Origin of the sequence: Liquorilactobacillus satsumensis DSM 16230 = JCM 12392, assembly GCF_001435195.1 — a bacterium.
In the GTDB taxonomy this organism is placed as follows: domain Bacteria; phylum Bacillota; class Bacilli; order Lactobacillales; family Lactobacillaceae; genus Liquorilactobacillus; species Liquorilactobacillus satsumensis.
Genome location: NZ_AZFQ01000026.1, coordinates 25,560 through 41,991 on the forward strand (window position 1 = coordinate 25,560; position 16,432 = coordinate 41,991).

General features: G+C 41.5%; 17 protein-coding genes. 11 read left to right on the forward strand and 6 right to left on the reverse strand.

Annotation, left to right across the window (positions count from 1 at the left end):
* Positions 1-241 precede the first annotated feature (241 nt).
* The 5 genes from FD50_RS03280 to FD50_RS03300 form a co-directional block, all read right to left on the reverse strand.
* A complete protein-coding gene (locus tag FD50_RS03280; protein WP_054756347.1) occupies positions 242-457 on the reverse strand; it encodes a CsbD family protein in 216 nt (71 codons plus the stop codon).
* Between the two features lie 301 nt (positions 458-758).
* Positions 759-1,409 carry an SDR family oxidoreductase gene (locus tag FD50_RS03285; protein WP_056960240.1) on the reverse strand — a complete coding sequence of 217 codons (651 nt, stop codon included), beginning with the start codon at positions 1,407-1,409 and terminating at the stop codon, positions 759-761.
* 108 nt (positions 1,410-1,517) lie between these two features.
* Positions 1,518-1,853, reverse strand: coding sequence for a heavy metal-binding domain-containing protein (locus FD50_RS03290; protein ID WP_056960242.1), 336 nt, complete (start codon positions 1,851-1,853; stop codon positions 1,518-1,520).
* Positions 1,854-2,341: 488 nt separating this feature from the next.
* Positions 2,342-2,689: a hypothetical protein gene (locus FD50_RS03295; protein ID WP_056960244.1), complete on the reverse strand. Its 348-nt coding sequence runs from the start codon at positions 2,687-2,689 to the stop codon at positions 2,342-2,344.
* A gap of 24 nt (positions 2,690-2,713) precedes the next feature.
* On the reverse strand, positions 2,714-3,673 hold the full coding sequence (locus tag FD50_RS03300) for a nucleoside hydrolase (protein WP_056960246.1): 960 nt from the start codon (positions 3,671-3,673) through the stop codon (positions 2,714-2,716).
* Between the two features lie 239 nt (positions 3,674-3,912).
* On the opposite strand from FD50_RS03300, the gene FD50_RS03305 reads away from it, so the two are divergent.
* The 9 genes from FD50_RS03305 (at position 3,913) to FD50_RS12780 (ending at position 11,624) form a co-directional block, all read left to right on the forward strand.
* On the forward strand, positions 3,913-4,554 hold the full coding sequence (locus FD50_RS03305) for a TetR/AcrR family transcriptional regulator (RefSeq protein WP_054756338.1): 642 nt from the start codon (positions 3,913-3,915) through the stop codon (positions 4,552-4,554).
* 152 nt (positions 4,555-4,706) lie between these two features.
* Positions 4,707-5,207, forward strand: a complete 501-nt coding sequence (locus FD50_RS03310) for a DUF3013 family protein (protein WP_054756336.1) — start codon at positions 4,707-4,709, stop codon at positions 5,205-5,207.
* 29 nt (positions 5,208-5,236) lie between these two features.
* Entirely contained in the window at positions 5,237-6,130 is an 894-nt protein-coding gene (prmA, locus tag FD50_RS03315; protein WP_056960248.1) for a 50S ribosomal protein L11 methyltransferase, read from the forward strand.
* Positions 6,131-6,133: 3 nt separating this feature from the next.
* Complete coding sequence (locus FD50_RS03320) at positions 6,134-6,889, forward strand: 16S rRNA (uracil(1498)-N(3))-methyltransferase (protein ID WP_056960250.1); 756 nt, start codon at positions 6,134-6,136, stop codon at positions 6,887-6,889.
* Between the two features lie 33 nt (positions 6,890-6,922).
* Positions 6,923-7,249, forward strand: a complete 327-nt coding sequence (locus FD50_RS03325) for a hypothetical protein (RefSeq protein WP_054756331.1) — start codon at positions 6,923-6,925, stop codon at positions 7,247-7,249.
* 72 nt (positions 7,250-7,321) lie between these two features.
* Entirely contained in the window at positions 7,322-9,547 is a 2,226-nt protein-coding gene (locus tag FD50_RS03330; protein WP_056960253.1) for a RelA/SpoT family protein, read from the forward strand.
* A gap of 13 nt (positions 9,548-9,560) precedes the next feature.
* The gene (gene dtd / locus FD50_RS03335; RefSeq protein WP_054756329.1) at positions 9,561-10,010 is read left to right on the forward strand and encodes a D-aminoacyl-tRNA deacylase; all 450 of its coding nucleotides are present in this window, start codon (positions 9,561-9,563) and stop codon (positions 10,008-10,010) included.
* Between the two features lie 14 nt (positions 10,011-10,024).
* On the forward strand, positions 10,025-10,993 hold the full coding sequence (locus FD50_RS03340; RefSeq protein ID WP_054756327.1) for an alpha/beta hydrolase: 969 nt from the start codon (positions 10,025-10,027) through the stop codon (positions 10,991-10,993).
* A gap of 16 nt (positions 10,994-11,009) precedes the next feature.
* Positions 11,010-11,624, forward strand: a complete 615-nt coding sequence (locus FD50_RS12780) for an HAD-IA family hydrolase (RefSeq protein WP_056960255.1) — start codon at positions 11,010-11,012, stop codon at positions 11,622-11,624.
* Positions 11,625-11,718: 94 nt separating this feature from the next.
* Here FD50_RS12780 and FD50_RS03350 read toward each other — a convergent pair whose 3' ends face one another.
* Positions 11,719-12,582, reverse strand: coding sequence for an N-acetylmuramoyl-L-alanine amidase family protein (locus FD50_RS03350; RefSeq protein ID WP_056960257.1), 864 nt, complete (start codon positions 12,580-12,582; stop codon positions 11,719-11,721).
* 385 nt (positions 12,583-12,967) lie between these two features.
* On the opposite strand from FD50_RS03350, the gene hisS reads away from it, so the two are divergent.
* Together hisS and aspS are read left to right on the forward strand one after the other, a co-directional pair.
* Complete coding sequence (gene hisS / locus FD50_RS03355) at positions 12,968-14,257, forward strand: histidine--tRNA ligase (RefSeq protein ID WP_056960259.1); 1,290 nt, start codon at positions 12,968-12,970, stop codon at positions 14,255-14,257.
* A 24-nt stretch (positions 14,258-14,281) separates the two neighbouring features.
* Positions 14,282-16,045, forward strand: a complete 1,764-nt coding sequence (aspS, locus tag FD50_RS03360; protein WP_056960260.1) for an aspartate--tRNA ligase — start codon at positions 14,282-14,284, stop codon at positions 16,043-16,045.
* Positions 16,046-16,432: the final 387 nt, after the last annotated feature.

Consider the following 16,432-nt stretch of genomic DNA (forward strand, 5'->3'; position numbering starts at 1 on the left):
TAACTTTTGTCACAGCCCCTTTTTTAAGCTATTGAATACCACTTTGTTTTATCCAAGTGTTACCATTTCATCCAATGGTAGACTGTCTTGATCAAGGTTGCCCACACAAGTCCTTTGACCTTTATTAACATACAACGAACTGTAATAAAGAACAAGGAAACTTACATAACCCTTACATAAATTACTGAAAATTTACACTTAGCAAAAATGTGGAAACAAACATTGGTTATTACTTAAAAAATTAGTGATCTTTTTTGGTGAGTTTGTCTTTAAGGCTTTTAGCAGCACCTTTGGCAGCATCCTTTGCATCGTCAAAAGTATCTTTAGCTTTGCCAAGTGTACTTTGAACTTTTCCTTCAGATTCTAATTCTTTGTCACCCGTAACTTTGCCACCGACTTCCTTGGCTTTGCCCGTAACCTTGTCTTTAGCATTTTCAAACTTGTCTTCTGAACTCATAATAAAGAACCTCCCTTATTTTGACCTTATGAAAAGTATAAGAGAAAGAACCTAGCTGGCGCAAATAATAAGCCTTATAAATTAGAGAATTTGTGTAAGATATACGTCAACAAGGGCTGTAAAATAGGTAAGTTAAATTGGATGCGTTTTCTCTGCAAAAATTGTATTATAAGTGTAAAGCAAGTCGCTGTTAAAAAACGCCCACAACTTTATTTAAACGCTTGCTGAAACCACGCACAAAAAGGCTGTAGCGGCTCTGATCTCAGATACGCTACAGCCTTTTGTATACTGAAATTGCCTGCTATTTTGCATACCACAAAGGTCGTGCACCGGTAGTGCCGGGTTTATCGATCCCGATGGACTGTCTGACGTAGGCTGTTGGGTCCGCCACCAAACTGGCAACCAAGGCGGCAACACTTTTGCGCGAGACCTCAGTTCCTTTAAAAGGTTCTTTTTTTGAAGTTATCTCATAGTTAACTTCATCTTTGTCCTGCAGCCATGCAGGTCGAATAAGGGTATAGTCCAAAACGCTGTGTTCAATAATGGCTGCGGCAGCGGAATAGGCTTCTAGGTAACCCCCAAGCATATCCCGGTTCCATTGACCAAATTCTCCTGGAACTTCATCATAAATTCCAAGTGTTGAAATCCAGATTAGTCTGCGGAGTCCCTGAGCACGCATGGCTTTGACCACCGTTTCGGCTTGTGTTTCAATATCCTTACCCGCTAAGTTAGCATAGACAATGTCCTGATCGGCCAATGCAGCAACCAATTCAGTGTAATGAGTACAATCACCAGTGATAATCTTGATGCGCTTTTTATCTAAAGCAGAATCAGTGAGTTTCTCGGGGTGACGCAGAAAAAGCGTTAAACGAACATCATGCTGAGTAAGCAGCATCGGCTCTACTAACTTTGCAATTTGACCGGCGGCTCCTAAGATAATAACTCGTTTCATTTTGAACGCTCCTTTAGTTTCTTTTACTGTTATCGTATTACTTTTTGAAGTGGTCTACAAATTAGACAGGTTTGGCAAGCGATCAGGGGTTGAAGTGAGATAAGCAATTTATATCTGATTCGATGTAACGTATTTGACGGCGGTCCCGTAAGCTGCTACTGATTGCATATCTTGACCAATTGAACCCGAGTCAAAGCGCATCATGACTACCGCATCTGCTCCCAATGCAGCTGCATTATTACGTAAGCGTTCGATTGCAATTTGTCTTGATTCTTCTAACATTTTAGTATAATCTTTGATTTCTCCACCTACGATGTTCTTAAACCCAGCACCGATATTACGGAAAACATTTTTGGACTGCGTTGTCAGACCAAAAACTTCGCCAAGAACCTCATAATTTTTTCCAGGGATATTTTCGGTTGTTACAACAAGTATTGTTGCCAATCTGATCAGCTCCTTTTTTATTAAGTAAAGTGTAGCAGAAAATGGAGCGCATTCGCAATTGCAATGAACTTATGCTGGTTGTAGACTGAAAATGGTTTTATGTAATGAAAAAGTAAATTATGTAAAATGTAGGTAAATCGGCTTTCTTTGACCATTTTTTAGCTTATAATGAAAACATCCTCAAATTCACACAAAAAGCTTTAACTGCCAAGAAGGGGCTGTGACAAAAGTTAAATTTTGTCACAGCCCCTCTTTTATTTTTCCGAATAAACGTGTTCTATAAGTCAAAATTTTCCGTCTAACTTCGAATTACTCATAGCAAAGTACTCGCTATGTTCGTAATTTCGAATTAGTACTCAAATTTTTCCGACTTATGTCACACTCTCTCTTTTATTCCGGATAAACGTGTGACATACTGGCGCAATCCTTAAGAAAACTAGGCTGAAATTCAGGATATAGCTGAGCTTGTAATTGTTTTAGAAAACCGTTTAACTAAAGACAAAGAAATATGAAAAAGATGAGATCAAAAAGCCTAATGCGAGCACACCAAGTGTTGCTCCGAGTCTACCGGTCTGTAACCGAAGATTTGCCAATGACATCAGTGCAAGCAATAGTCCTGTTGCAAAGAAAAGAAAGTAAAGTCCGCGCAAAGGGAGAAAGAGTTCACAGATAAACAGCGAAAATAGTAAAATGAGCGTCCGCGAATTCCTAAACCACGCAATTCTTCCCCAAAAAACGTGGCGATAAGAAAAGCTTCGATCCTTAGGAAGTTTCATGTATTTAAGGATTAACAGGAAAAGCCATAAAAGATATAATACGACCCCGGTAAGTTGCATAAGAACACTCCGTTCCATTAAAAATCAATGATCTGCAAATAAGGTGGTGAGACGATTCATAAACTTATTGACAAATCTTTTTTTGTCGACATTTAAAGCTACTTGTGTTGTGGTAGCTGGTTCATTGATCCGTTTTTCATCACCAATTGTGCGCCCTTCAAATGGAGGAACTGTCTCAACTTTCATGTTCAAGAAAAATGTTTGTAACAAGCTAGGCTCCAAGGCAGCTGCAACAGCAAGCGGATCATGAAGTGCACAGCCGGCCAAATGGGAACTTGTAACTTGATAGGCATCAATATAGTAGTCAACTAGATCGGCATAGATGCTACCTGCCGAAGTTCCAAGTGAGCGCCATGTTTGAGTTTCTTTTTTAGTCAGTAATGTACGTGTGGTAACGTCTAAACCAACCATCGTTAATGGAAGTTTGCTGCGTAGAACTTCATTCGCAGCCGCTGGGTCTTGGTGCAGGTTAGCTTCAGCTGCAGGGGTGACGTTACCCGGAACGCTTAGTGCACCGCCCATAAAGGTTACTCCACCAATCAACTGAACGATTTCAGGATCTTTTTTAATAGCGGCTGCAAGGTTGGTTAAAGGGCCTGTAGGTACGAAAAGCAAATTATGTTGGTACTTATGGATTGCCGTGATCAGGAAATCAACGCCGTCTTGTTCAGCTACTTGCCGTGGTGCATGGGGGAGCGTAAGATTGGCAACTCCATTTTTACCATGAATTTGAGCACTGATTGGTTCAACAACAAAATTTTTTTTGGTCGAAGCACATGGTAATCCTTGATAGACTGGGACATCAGCAGCGCCTAGCAAAGAAAGCAGATCCAAACTGTTGCGTACTCCTTGTTCAACAACAACGTTGCCGTAAGAGCCGATGATGCCAATCAACTCGCAGTCCTGATCAGCTAGGGCATAAGCGATGGCAAGTGCATCATCAATTCCAGTATCAAGATCGAGAATTAGCTTATATTTAGTCATGGTGAGACCTCCGTGATGTAATATTGAAAAATTCAATCAAGATAATCTTAGCAAAAAAAAGTGCAGCTGACCAGTGACTTAGGATGAGAGATATTAAGCACTGTTTAAGTTTTCAAACAAAGAGTTTTGCTAAACTTGATTGTTGATATATAATGTTAGTAGATTTTGTGTAACTTGGAGTGTAGTTTTTGTGATTGAAGGTCACGTGAACCGAGTTGGAAAGTAAAGGAGATTAAAAATTGGGACAGCTGGAAAGAAAATTTCGCGAAAGGAAATTAAAGCAGCAGGACGTGATTGATGCTGCAGAACGAATTTTTGCACAAAAGGATTACGCAACCGCAGGAATTGACGAAATTGCTAAAGAAGCTGAATTTAGTAAAAAAACACTTTATGTTTATTTTAATAGTAAAGAACAGATTTATTTTGAAATTGCGCTTAGAGGTTACCGAAAATTCCAGGCAATCCTTGAAAAAAAAATGGCAACTGCAGGACCAACGGGATCATTGGAAAAACTACGCCTATTCTTTAATAGTATTGTCACCCTTAGAAATGATTTTCCTGTATATTTAGAAGCAATCATCTATTATGAAGGTTCTACGCTCGAGAAACTGCAACTTGGCGAAGTTGTATTGCAAAAATATTATCAATTAAACGCTGAAATTTTAGAGCTGCTTAAGGCAATCCTAGTGCAAGGACGAGCTGAAGGACGTTTTTCCGCCGAGATGGCTAATGAGCAAGGAGCGGCCTTTGTCTGGTCTTGTATTGTCGGAATTAGTACCCTCGATAGGACTAAAGAAAACTATCTAAGAGCAGCGCAACATTTCACTGCTGGTGACTTTATGCTCAAGTCTTTTGAAAAAATGCTGTTGTTGTTTAATTAAGATTTGCTGCAGTTCAATTAATATGTTGTCACGAACCAGCAAAAATACTAATATTAAATTAGGTTTATGCAACAGGACGTGCAAAAAACGAGGATAGATATTTCCAAATTTGTGATTAAAAAATAGTTACTTCTTCTTAAGGCGGTGGAGCAATGAAATTCGATCTTCTTGATTTTTTAAAACTAGGGCTATCAAAACTGGACTTTGATGGACAACTGGAACTTTCATGGAACAAGGAACAACATACCTTTACGATTGAAATAACTTTTGTAATGGAAAAAAAGGCACGTGCGTTGTTTCTTGATATGACCGGTGAAACTTCACCTAAACCCGCGATTACTTTCGTGGATGCAATTCTGCTCTATGATCGAGTATTTTTTGACCCACGCAGAGTGCAAGACGATTATCTTGTATGTTTGCCATTTGATGGTCAAAAGGGCTGGGAACTTGCAAAAGGAGAAGCATTGTTGACCTATTTGCAGATTTTATTAGATAACAGCCAGTCTGATTTAATCGAGTTTTTGAATAGCAGCGACAGTTCAAAAATAACACTATTTGAGCTCGAATGGTCCGCTGAAGAGTTTTCACGGATACTTGCAGAAAAACGTCAGGTGCAAGATAAAGATTATTGGCTAGCGTATCCTAAATTATAATTAAGCTGTATCAACATGGAGGGAATAAGTTGCACTGGCAAAAGTTAACAATTACAACTACACAAGAAGCTGAGACTGCAGTTGAAGCTATTTTATATGACTTGGGGACTGCAGGGATTCAAAAAGAAACCGCTCTGTTAAAACAGACAGGGCTTCTTTACCTCAGTAGTTATTTCAACAATGCAAAAGAAGCCCAAGAAAAACTTAAAAAGGCTAAACAACGGGTCGCAGCACTCGCACAATTTGGTTTTGACGTTCAGCGTTTGGAAGTCAAACTGGTGAAAGTTGATGATCAGAAATGGGCACATGAATGGGAAAAATATTACCATGCCCAAAGAATTACACGCTATTTGACAGTTGTGCCGACTTGGGAAGAATATCAAGCGCGACAAGCAGGTGAAGTGCTGCTTAGACTCGACCCTGGGGATGCGTTTGGGACAGGGACACACCCTACAACGGTACTTGCACTTGCTGCTTTGGAAAATTGTCTGCGCGGTGGTGAAACAGTGATTGATGTTGGAACTGGTTCTGGGGTTTTAAGTATTGCAGCGTGCAGGCTTGGTGCACAGCAAGTTTTTGCGAGTGATCTTGATGAACAAGCGGTTGCTTCAGCTAAACGTAATCTTAAAGCAAACGGTGTCCAGTCTAAGGTGATCGTCAAGCAAGGTAATCTGCTTCAAGGAGCTCCGGATGCAGTAGATCTAATAGTTGCAAATGTTTTACCGGAGGTTCAGGAACTGTTGCTACCCCAAGTCGGATTACATCTTAAGGAAAATGGCAAGCTGATTATGTCTGGCATAATTGTTACTAAAAAAGAGCTTCTGGTGGAACAGGCAGACAAACAGGGGTTAACACTACAACAGGCCACTTCAGATGGCAAGTGGGTCTCATTGGTACTTCAAAAGAGTAAAGGCGGGGATTAACGGATGCAGAGATACTTTGTAAAACAGGCCGACCTGCCGGAATTATTTGGGTTGCCTTCAGAGATATATCAGCATGCAATTGTGGTGATGCGCATGAAAAAAGGTGATTGTTTTGAAGTAGTGACAACCCAAAAACAGGTGCTTTTGGTTGAACTTGTTGAGGTTACTGCTCAAACAGCCAAAGTTCGGGTACTTAAGCGCTTCGAGCATCAGGTGGAGTTGCCGGTAAGAGTCACACTTGCCTGTGGCTTGCCTAAAAAAGATAAGGCTGAATGGATTGTGCAAAAGGGGACTGAACTGGGAGCAGCCAATTTTATTTTCTTTGGGGGCGAGTATTCGGTTGCAAAGTGGGATTCTAAAAAACAACCCCAAAAAGTAGCTCGTTTGCAAAAAATTGCACAAAATGCTGCTGAACAAGCGCATCGAGTGGTGACACCGCAAGTTACTTTTGCTCCACGTTTGAACAAAATTGCTTTTAATGAATTTGATTATAAAGTGACAGCATATGAAGAAGCAGCTAAGCAAGGAGAAAAAACGGTTTTGAAACGTTTATTTGAAGCACTGCAAGCTGCTGAAAAGGGAAAACAGAAGAGTTTAATCGCAGTTTTTGGGCCAGAAGGCGGCCTTTCAGCCACCGAAATTTCCGATTTGCGTGCGCAAGCTTTTGAACTGGCGGGTCTAGGCCCTCGTATTATGCGAGCAGAGACAGCTCCGTTGTATTTGCTTGCCGCGCTTTCTTTCGTCCTTGAATTAGGGTAAAATAGAAGCAATTATTGAGAAGTGAGGGTTTCGATGAATACTAAACATTTATTTTCATTAACAACTATCTGGTATTTGGCATTTGCGGCAGCAATCTCTTTAGTAGTGCCAATCATTTTTGAAGAACTTAATCTAAGCGATGTTTCACGGATTGGTTTTGCTTTATTTGGAATCAACATTGTTTATGCAATCATCACCGGGATAATTGTAGGAGCTAGAAAGCAACCGGCAGTCTACCTGCTCTTTTTCCCGCTAATCTATCTTGGAGGAGTCCGGCTCTTTTTTGAAAGCTATGCCTATTATTTCGCATTGGTTTATATTGTGGTTGCTCTACTTGCATATGGGGCAACTAAAAAATAGTTAGCGCACGGTGGAAAGCACGTCTTTTAGAGTACGTGTTTTTATTTATATTTTTTTGTAGGGGTGGACAAGATGGAAAGAGAAACAATTTGGAGCGCCGATGATGTTATCAAAATGGTGCAAAAATATATGAATAAAGAGCACGTAGCGTTGGTAAAAAAGGCGTATACTTTTGCAAGCTATGTGCATAAGGAACAGCGCCGTCAATCTGGTGAGCCGTATATTATTCATCCTATTCAGGTGGCAGGAATTCTTGCTGATCTACGGATGGATCCGGCGACTGTTTGTGCGGGCTTTTTGCATGATGTTGTGGAAGATACACCTGTGACGCTCGGAGATGTGGGGGAACTTTTTGGCCACGATGTTGAGGTCATTGTTGATGGTGTCACCAAGCTGAGCAAAATCCGCTATAAATCGCATCAACAGCAGCTGGCAGAAAATCACCGGAAGCTATTGTTGGCGATGTCAAAAGATCTGCGGGTAATTATCGTCAAATTAGCGGACCGCTTGCATAATATGCGCACACTTAATCATCTGCGCCCCGATAAGCAACGCCGCATCGCAAATGAAACTCTGGAAATCTATGCTCCGTTGGCTGATCGGTTAGGAATCAGCACAATCAAATGGGAACTTGAAGATAGTTCGCTGCGCTACCTTAATCCGCAGCAGTACTACCGAATTGTTCATCTGATGAATTCTAAAAGAATTGAGCGTGTGCACTACATCGAGGAAGCTATCAAAGAAATTCGCAGTTCGATTGCTGATCTTGACTTGAACTGCGAGATTTATGGCAGGCCAAAGCATATTTATTCAATTTACCGGAAGATGAAAGATCAACACAAACAGTTTAGTCAGATTTATGATCTGTTGGCTGTGCGGGTGATTGTAGATTCGATTAAAGATTGTTATGCGGTCTTAGGTGCAATTCATACGCGTTGGAAACCGATGCCGGGCAGATTTAAGGATTATATTGCAATGCCAAAAGCAAATATGTATCAATCATTGCACACGACAGTGATTGGGCCCAACGGCAGACCCTTTGAAGTGCAGATCAGAACCTCAGAGATGCACCGGGTAGCTGAATATGGGATCGCTGCTCATTGGGCATACAAAGAAGGTAAGACAGACGCGATCAAACAAGATGATACCGGCACCAAACTTAACTGGTTTAAAGAAATTATTGAACTCCAAGATGAAAGCAATGATGCTGCTGAATTTGTGGAGAGTGTTAAGGGCGATCTTTTTGGTGATCGAGTTTATGTTTTTACACCTAAGGGCGATGTTTTTGAACTTCCAAAAGGAGCTGGGCCGCTTGATATGGCCTACTCTATTCATACAGAAATCGGCAATGAAACGGTTGGTGCAAAGGTTAATGGCAAAATTGTACCGCTTGACTACCAGGTCAAAAATGGAGATATTGTTGATATTTTAACTTCTGTGAATTCCGCAGGACCCAGTCGTGATTGGCTTAAATTGGTTCATACTAGCAAGGCACGTAATAAGATTAAACGCTTTTTCAAACAGCAGGATCGAGTTGAAAACATCGATAAAGGCAAAGAGATTATTGATGAAAGCCTGCTGGAGTTAGGTTATGAACCAAAGAAAGTCTTGACAAGTGAGAATTTAGAGAAAGTATTACGCAAAAAGAAATTCTCGAGTGTGGATGACTTATACGCAGCACTCGGTTTTGGAGAGTTAGCTCCGCTTGGAATCAATAATATTCTGACGGAAAAAATTCGTGAGGAAAAAGAAACAGATCGTAAACGGCAGGAAGAAAAAGCACTCTTGGAGGATCATCAGGAACTGACACGGGAAAATCAGCTTGATGGTCGTAAGAATAAAAATGATGAAGGAATTATCATAGAAGGTGTCGATAACCTGCTAGTACGATTGAGCCACTGTTGTAATCCGATTCCAGGAGATGACATTGTTGGTTATATTACGAAAGGCCGGGGAGTTTCTGTGCATCGGGTGGACTGTCCGAATGTTAAAAATGCAGAAAAGTCAGGCACACGTCTGATTGCTGTTTCGTGGAATATGACGGCTGACAACAAAACCTACTACAATACGGATTTACAAATTCAGGGCTACAATCGTTCTGGGCTCTTAAACGATATTTTGCAAGCTTTAAATAACAGTACACGGCAGTTGAGTTCTGTTAATGGACGCGTTGATAATAATAAATTAGCGACGATGGACGTTACAGTCGGAATCCGAGATCGGATTCATCTGCAGCGCGTAATTGATAACATTAAACGGGTGCCAGATGTTTATGTAGTTAAGAGAACAATTCATTAGGGGGAAAGTGACGATGCGAGTGGTCTTACAACGAGTCTCACAGGCAAGTGTGCAAGTTGCAGGTCAGCAAATTGCGCAGATTAAACAAGGCTTTTTACTTTTGGTTGGTTTTGAAGAAGGCGATGGACAGGAACAATTAGAGCGAATCGCGCATAAGATCAGTAATGTCCGTGTTTTTTCTGATACTGCTGGGAAAATGAATCTTAGTATTAAACAGGTTCAAGGAGAGATTCTTTCTGTTTCGCAATTTACACTTTACGCGGCACTTCGCAAAGGAAATCGTCCAAGTTTTACTCTTGCGCAGAATCCAACAATTGCAGCACAAAATTATCAGACTTTTAATCAGCTGCTACGCGCTAGTGGGACACCTGTTGCTGAGGGAATTTTTGGAGCAGAGATGAAAGTTTCACTTGTGAATGACGGGCCAGTGACACTGGTGTATGATACAGATCAGTTAGTGTAAAGGGGAGAGCGCTAATGCAATTGATTTCGTTGGAAAAGGAAGCAAAACAGATTTGCAAACAGCACAATAACAGTTTTGTGCCGACTACTTTTGGGGTGAAGGTGGTCAGAGAGCGATTTGAGCTCGAGCAGCGTGCCGTTGTCTATTTGCATGATGTACGTTATCAGGACGTAACAGTTGCCGTTCCTACTAAGCTGGGAGGGAAAGTTCCGGTTCGAATACTGTATCCTAAAGATCTGAAGGAAGATGAGAAGCTTCCAGTGTTATTTTACGTCCACGGAGGGCAATTTATTTCAGGGAATGTAAAGACGCATGATAAGTTGATCCGCGAATTGGTGTCCCGTGCACGAGTTGCTGCCGTTTTTGTTTCGTATTCGCTCGCACCAGAAGTTAAGGCACCGGTCCAGCTTAACCAGTTGCAAGTTGTGTTTGAAAAGCTGCCGGAATTGGCGAAAACTTATCCATTTGATTTATCAAGATTACTTGTCGGCGGTGATGATGTTGGTGGAACTTTTGCATTAGCACTTGCTTTGATGCATCCCAATAGTATCGAACTGCCACGAATTTATAAAATGGTGCTTTTTTGTCCCGTGACGAATGCAAATTTTGATACAAATTCTTATCATCAATTCGCTGGTGGGTACGATCTGACACGTGAGCAGATGAAGTGGTCCTGGCAGCAGTATTTAGGACAAGTACAAGACAAAGCAACGTTTCTTTATTCGCCTTTGCGAGCCACGTTTGAACAGTTGCGGCAATTGCCGGAAACTTTAATTATTACGGCTGAGGCAGACGTCGTTAGAGATGAAGGAGAAGCTTTTGCACGTAAGATGCGGGATGCGGGTGGGAATGTTTCCCAAATTCGTTTCCAAGGTACGATTCATGACTTCGTTGTTAAAAATGCGCTGGATGAAACCAATGCATGTCGTTTGGCAATGAATGTTGCAGTTGGTTGGATTAGGCGCAAGGCAGCACTTAAGTAGCTGGAAAGGGGCAAAGATGCGCGATTATTGTTGGGATTTTGACGGGACACTTTATCAGACATATCCAGTCATGGTCAAAGCGTTTAAAGAAACGTTGCAAGATTATGGTATTGAGGTAAACGCTCAGGCAGTCTATCTGCGAATGCGGCGCTCTTCACTAGGACAAACCTTTGCTTTCTATACAAACGATCTGCCCACAACGACCCAAGCAAAGGTTGTGCAGGACTATCGGCAACGGGAACAGCAGGCGCAAAAAGACGAGCATCCTTTTAGTGGTGCGCGTGAGGTTTGCAAACAAGTTGTGGCCCGCGGTGGTCGCAATTTTCTTTTAACACATCGGGATCACAGTGCATGGCAGCTGCTGGTGCGTGATCAACTCGCCGAATTTTTTTCGGGAGCAGTGACCGGAGATGCTCATTTTCCACGCAAACCGAATCCAGCTTCTTTGAATTACCTGTGTACAAAGTTCGGGATTATCCGCACAGAAGCTGTAATGGTTGGAGATCGGCCACTTGATGTAGAAGCGGGACGGCGCGCCGGGATGCAGGGATACCTGTTTGATCCAGACCAAACAATTATTGCAAAGATTGAGTGCGACCGAAGAATCAGTGAATTGAAGGCTGTTTTATAATTATGGCCCAATTGTTTTTTTAGTTGAATTTATGGACCCAAGTGCTTGAACTACGTTTTTGTGGCTGCTCAGCACGTTAAGCTGTAAGTATACTTTAATTTTTGGAATCAAAATATGCTTTTAAGCCACGCACGACATCACTGGCGACTTGATTGCGATAACTTGCAGAATTGATTTGTTCAAAGTCGCGGCTGCTGTTGATGTATCCCATTTCAAGGAGAATGCTAGGGAAATTATTGGCGCGGATGACTAGAAAATCGCCAAAGTCAATGCCGCGATTTTCGAGACTAAGTGCCTTGAATTGTGAGTTAACACTTTTAGCTAAACTATAAGAAGTCTTTTGATGATAATAATACGTAGTAATTCCAGAAGCTCCATTTTCCACAGGTGAAGAATCAAAGTGAAAACTGATAAAAGCATCAGCGTGGACGTTATTTGAAAGTTGTGCACGTGGTTCGAGATCTACATATTTATCAGCTGAACGGGTGAGGTAGACTTTTGCGCCACGCTGACGCAAACTTGCGGCCACTTTTTTAGCTACTTTCAAGGTATATGTTTTTTCCATCCGACCGTTAGCAGAAAGAGCCCCTGAATCAGCACCACCATGTCCGGGATCAAGAACAATGGTTGCGTCGGCTAGGTCGTCAATTTGATTGCGTTCTTTAGTGGCCAGATTCCAGTCTGCAATCCAGCCAAAGTGATTATCACTGGTTTTGATATAAAACCAATGATATTTTGAACGGATAATGGTAATTCTGCTGCCTTTTTTTAGTGTTTTAAGTTGGGAATATTCAATGCCAGGTCCCTTTTTTAAGCTGGCTGTTGGAGCTTCGATGATCACTTGTCTGAAATAATTTAAGGTGCGGAAGAAAAGTATCCCAGTTAAGAGGACCACCAGGATGCTTAAAATTAAATGTCTTTTTTTAAGTTGACGTTTTTCTGTTTTACTATTTTTCAATACTAGGACTCCATCGTTTCAATTTGTTATCCTGTTAATTATAGCAAACTTATACGAAAACAACGAAAACATTCGTATTTGGAAGACATTTTTTTCACAACTTGACTTTGTGTAACTTTTCGAGTATCTTAGTGTCAGTATATGAAGCCGGAAGAGAGAAGAGTAGTTCGTTGAGTTTCAACTAGCGAGTGGGAATTGGTGTGAGCCCACTGAAATTCACGGGCGAATGACACTCTTGAGGTGCATGTTTGTTGCATGCCGTATGGAACGTTATCCTACTAGAGTAATAACTTAAGGTGGTACCGTGCACTCTTGCACCCTTGTCGATGTCTTCGGCGGGGTTTTTTTATGCAACAAATAAGATTTTATTAAGGAGGAAATATTAATGAAATATCAACGCCCAAAGGGAACCACAGATATCATCCCTGGCGAATCTGAAAAATGGCAGAGTGTCGAACAAGCTGCTCGTACACTGTTCAAACGATATCGTTATCACGAGATCCGGACGCCAATTTTTGAAAGCTTTGAGGTCTTTTCACGAACTTCAGGTGAAACCTCAGACATTGTGACTAAGGAAATGTATGATTTTTATGATAAAGGAGAACGGCATATTACTTTACGGCCTGAAGGGACAGCTGGCGTAGTTCGCGCCTATGTTGAAAACAAACTGTATGGCCCTGAAATTCAAAAACCCTTTAAGACTTTCTACATGGGACCGATGTTTCGTTACGAACGTCCTCAAGCTGGACGGCTACGCGAATTCCATCAAATCGGAGTTGAGGCGTTTGGAGTTGACAATCCAACACTAGATGTTGAAGTAATGGCAATGGCTGTTGAACTTTTACATAGTTTAGGGCTGAAAGATTTGAAGCTGGCATTGAATACTTTGGGTGATAATGAATCACGCACGCGGTACAGACAGGCATTGATTGCTTATCTTGAGCCGCTGACAGCACAATTGAGCGCTGATTCCCAAGAACGACTGCATAAAAATCCGTTGCGTGTTCTTGACAGCAAAGATCAGCAGGATCAAGAAATTGTAGCGAAATCACCACGGATTCTTGATTACTTGACCCCTGAAGCACAGGCACATTTTGAGGGTGTTAAAGAACTGCTGACAGCTTTAGAGATTCCATTTGAGGTTGACACTAGTATGGTACGTGGACTAGATTACTATAACCACACTATCTTTGAATTAATGAGCAACTCAAAAGCTTTTGGTGGCAAATGGACGACTGTTTGTGCAGGTGGCCGGTATAACGGGCTTGTTGAACAACTTGGGGGGCCTGAGACACCTGGAATTGGATTTGGGCTGGGCGTTGAACGTCTTTTATTGATACTCGAAGCTGAAGGCATTCAACTGCCACTTAATAATGAACTAGATGTTTATGTGGTTGGAATCGGTGCAGCAACCAATGTTGAAACCCTCAAATTGGTTCAAAGTTTGCGTACTGCTGGATTTAATGCTGAGCGAGATTATTTAAAACGCAAGCCTAAGGGACAATTCAAAGCAGCCAGTCGTTTAGGTGCGCACTTTACATTGACTTTAGGTGAAGAAGAGTTAGCACAAAAAGAAGTAAATCTAAAGGAAATGGAAAGCGGAAAGGAAATCAAGGTACCTCTTGGTGCTGTTTATACAAAATTCGCAGAGCTAATTAAACAGCTACGTGCATAAATTAAGAAGGAGAACAGGCAAAAAATGGAAAGAACAACTTATTGTGGATTAGTAGATGAAACGTATCTAGGACAGGAAATCTGTTTAAAAGGCTGGGTTCAAAAGCGCCGCGATCTAGGCAATTTGATTTTTATTGATCTGCGTGACCGCGAGGGAATTGTACAGTTAGTATTCAGCCATGAATTCAATGAAGAAGCACTGAAAATCGCCGATGATTTGCGCAGTGAGTATGTAATTGAGGCGCGAGGAAAGGTTGTTCCGCGTGGTGAAGGGGCAAATAATCCCAATATGAAGACGGGGAAAATCGAAGTTGAAATTCATGAAGTTCATTTACTGAACAAAGCAAAGACTCCTCCATTTTATATTGAAGACGGGATTAATGTCTCAGATGATTTACGCCTTAAGTACCGTTACTTGGATTTGCGGCGTCCAGAGATGCAACAGTCGTTGATCCTACGTAGTAAAATCACGACTTCTATCCATAAATATTTAGAAGAAGAGCAATTTATTGATATTGAAACCCCATATTTGACAAAATCAACGCCTGAAGGTGCGCGCGATTATCTGGTGCCTTCACGTGTTTATCCTGGCCATTTCTATGCTTTACCCCAATCGCCGCAACTTTTCAAACAGCTTTTGATGGGAGCTGGATTTGATCGCTACTACCAAATTGCACGGTGCTTCCGTGATGAGGATTTGCGTGGTGATCGCCAACCAGAATTTACGCAAGTTGATTTAGAGACGTCATTTTTAACAGCAGCAGAAATTCAAGATCTTACGGAAGGTTTGCTTAAACGGGTGATGAAGGATGTTTTGGATATTGACATTGAATTGCCACTGCAGCGCATCACTTGGAATGAAGCCATGGATCGTTTCGGTTCCGACAAACCCGACATTCGTTTTGGGATGGAATTGATTGATATGGCAGCAGCAGTTAAGGATGTTGATTTTAAAGTTTTCCAAAATGTTCTGCAAAATGGCGGTCAAGTCAAGGCAATTACTGTGCCACAAGGGGCAGATAAATATTCACGCAAAGAAATTGATGCAAAGCAGGAATATTTGAAGCGCTTTGGGGCAAAAGGACTGGCATGGTTAAAAGTAACAGCTGACGGTTTCTCAGGTCCAATTGCCAAGTTCTTCAAAGACAGCGCTGACCAGGTTAAGCAGGCTGCAGGAGCTCATACTGGTGATCTGATCCTCTTTGCTGCTGATACACGCAAAGTAGTCGCTGATTCTTTAGGATATTTGCGTACAAGTATTGCCAAGGAACAAGGGATGATTGATGAAGCCAAATTTGCTTTCTTATGGGTGGTTGATTGGCCATTATTTGAATATAGTGAGGAGTTCCATCGGTATATTGCAGCGCACCATCCCTTCACAATGCCAAATGAAGAAGATGTTCAGTTGCTGGATACTGATCCACATAAAGCACACGCTCAAAGTTACGATATCGTTTTGAATGGGTATGAATTAGGTGGGGGTTCAATCCGAATTCATCAGCGCTCAGTGCAAGAAAAGATGTTCAAGGCGTTGGGCTTTACCAAAGAAAAAGCAGAACAGCAATTTGGTTTCTTTATTGATGCGCTTGATTATGGCTTTCCACCACATGGCGGGCTGGCAATTGGGCTTGATCGTTTTGCAATGTTGCTGACCCACAAGGATAATATCCGTGAAGTAATTGCATTTCCTAAGAACTCAAAGGCATCTGAGCCATTAACAAATGCGCCTAGCACTGTTGCTCAAAAACAACTTGATGAACTTCATTTGGAAACTACTGAAGAAGAGTAGGCCAACAAGTTTTAGTTTAAAGACAACTATGTCTATGCTCGGGTGGTATTTAACTGCAAGCATTAGCAGGTAAGCACGTGGCACCATCCGGGTTTTTGACGACTAATTTTTGTGGGACTAAGTTTGTTACTTGGAAACTGTAATGTCTAAAGTCGGTTTAAAAAATCAAAAGAGGGGCTGGATCAAAAACTAGATTTGATGCGGTCCCTTTTTTGATTTCAGATAGCAAGGAATGTACTCAAACAAAGACTTGTGTGGACTGCTGTTAGAATCGAAAAGCATGCTACAATATTCGGTAAAAGCAATTTATGACATGTTTTCAAACCAAGTCTCTTGCTGAAAAAATATTTTTAAGTTATCTTATACATGAACTTGAGCTGGGAGGAA

Coding starts and splice junctions, on each gene's coding strand:
- FD50_RS03280 (WP_054756347.1), bottom strand. CDS start 457: ATGAGTTCAGAAGACAAGTTTGAAAATGCTAAAGACAAGGTTACGGGC.
- FD50_RS03285 (WP_056960240.1), bottom strand. CDS start 1,409: ATGAAACGAGTTATTATCTTAGGAGCCGCCGGTCAAATTGCAAAGTTA.
- FD50_RS03295 (WP_056960244.1), bottom strand. CDS start 2,689: ATGCAACTTACCGGGGTCGTATTATATCTTTTATGGCTTTTCCTGTTA.
- FD50_RS03300 (WP_056960246.1), bottom strand. CDS start 3,673: ATGACTAAATATAAGCTAATTCTCGATCTTGATACTGGAATTGATGAT.
- FD50_RS03310 (WP_054756336.1), top strand. CDS start 4,707: ATGAAATTCGATCTTCTTGATTTTTTAAAACTAGGGCTATCAAAACTG.
- FD50_RS03320 (WP_056960250.1), top strand. CDS start 6,134: ATGCAGAGATACTTTGTAAAACAGGCCGACCTGCCGGAATTATTTGGG.
- FD50_RS03325 (WP_054756331.1), top strand. CDS start 6,923: ATGAATACTAAACATTTATTTTCATTAACAACTATCTGGTATTTGGCA.
- FD50_RS03330 (WP_056960253.1), top strand. CDS start 7,322: ATGGAAAGAGAAACAATTTGGAGCGCCGATGATGTTATCAAAATGGTG.
- dtd (WP_054756329.1), top strand. CDS start 9,561: ATGCGAGTGGTCTTACAACGAGTCTCACAGGCAAGTGTGCAAGTTGCA.
- FD50_RS03340 (WP_054756327.1), top strand. CDS start 10,025: ATGCAATTGATTTCGTTGGAAAAGGAAGCAAAACAGATTTGCAAACAG.
- FD50_RS12780 (WP_056960255.1), top strand. CDS start 11,010: ATGCGCGATTATTGTTGGGATTTTGACGGGACACTTTATCAGACATAT.
- hisS (WP_056960259.1), top strand. CDS start 12,968: ATGAAATATCAACGCCCAAAGGGAACCACAGATATCATCCCTGGCGAA.
- aspS (WP_056960260.1), top strand. CDS start 14,282: ATGGAAAGAACAACTTATTGTGGATTAGTAGATGAAACGTATCTAGGA.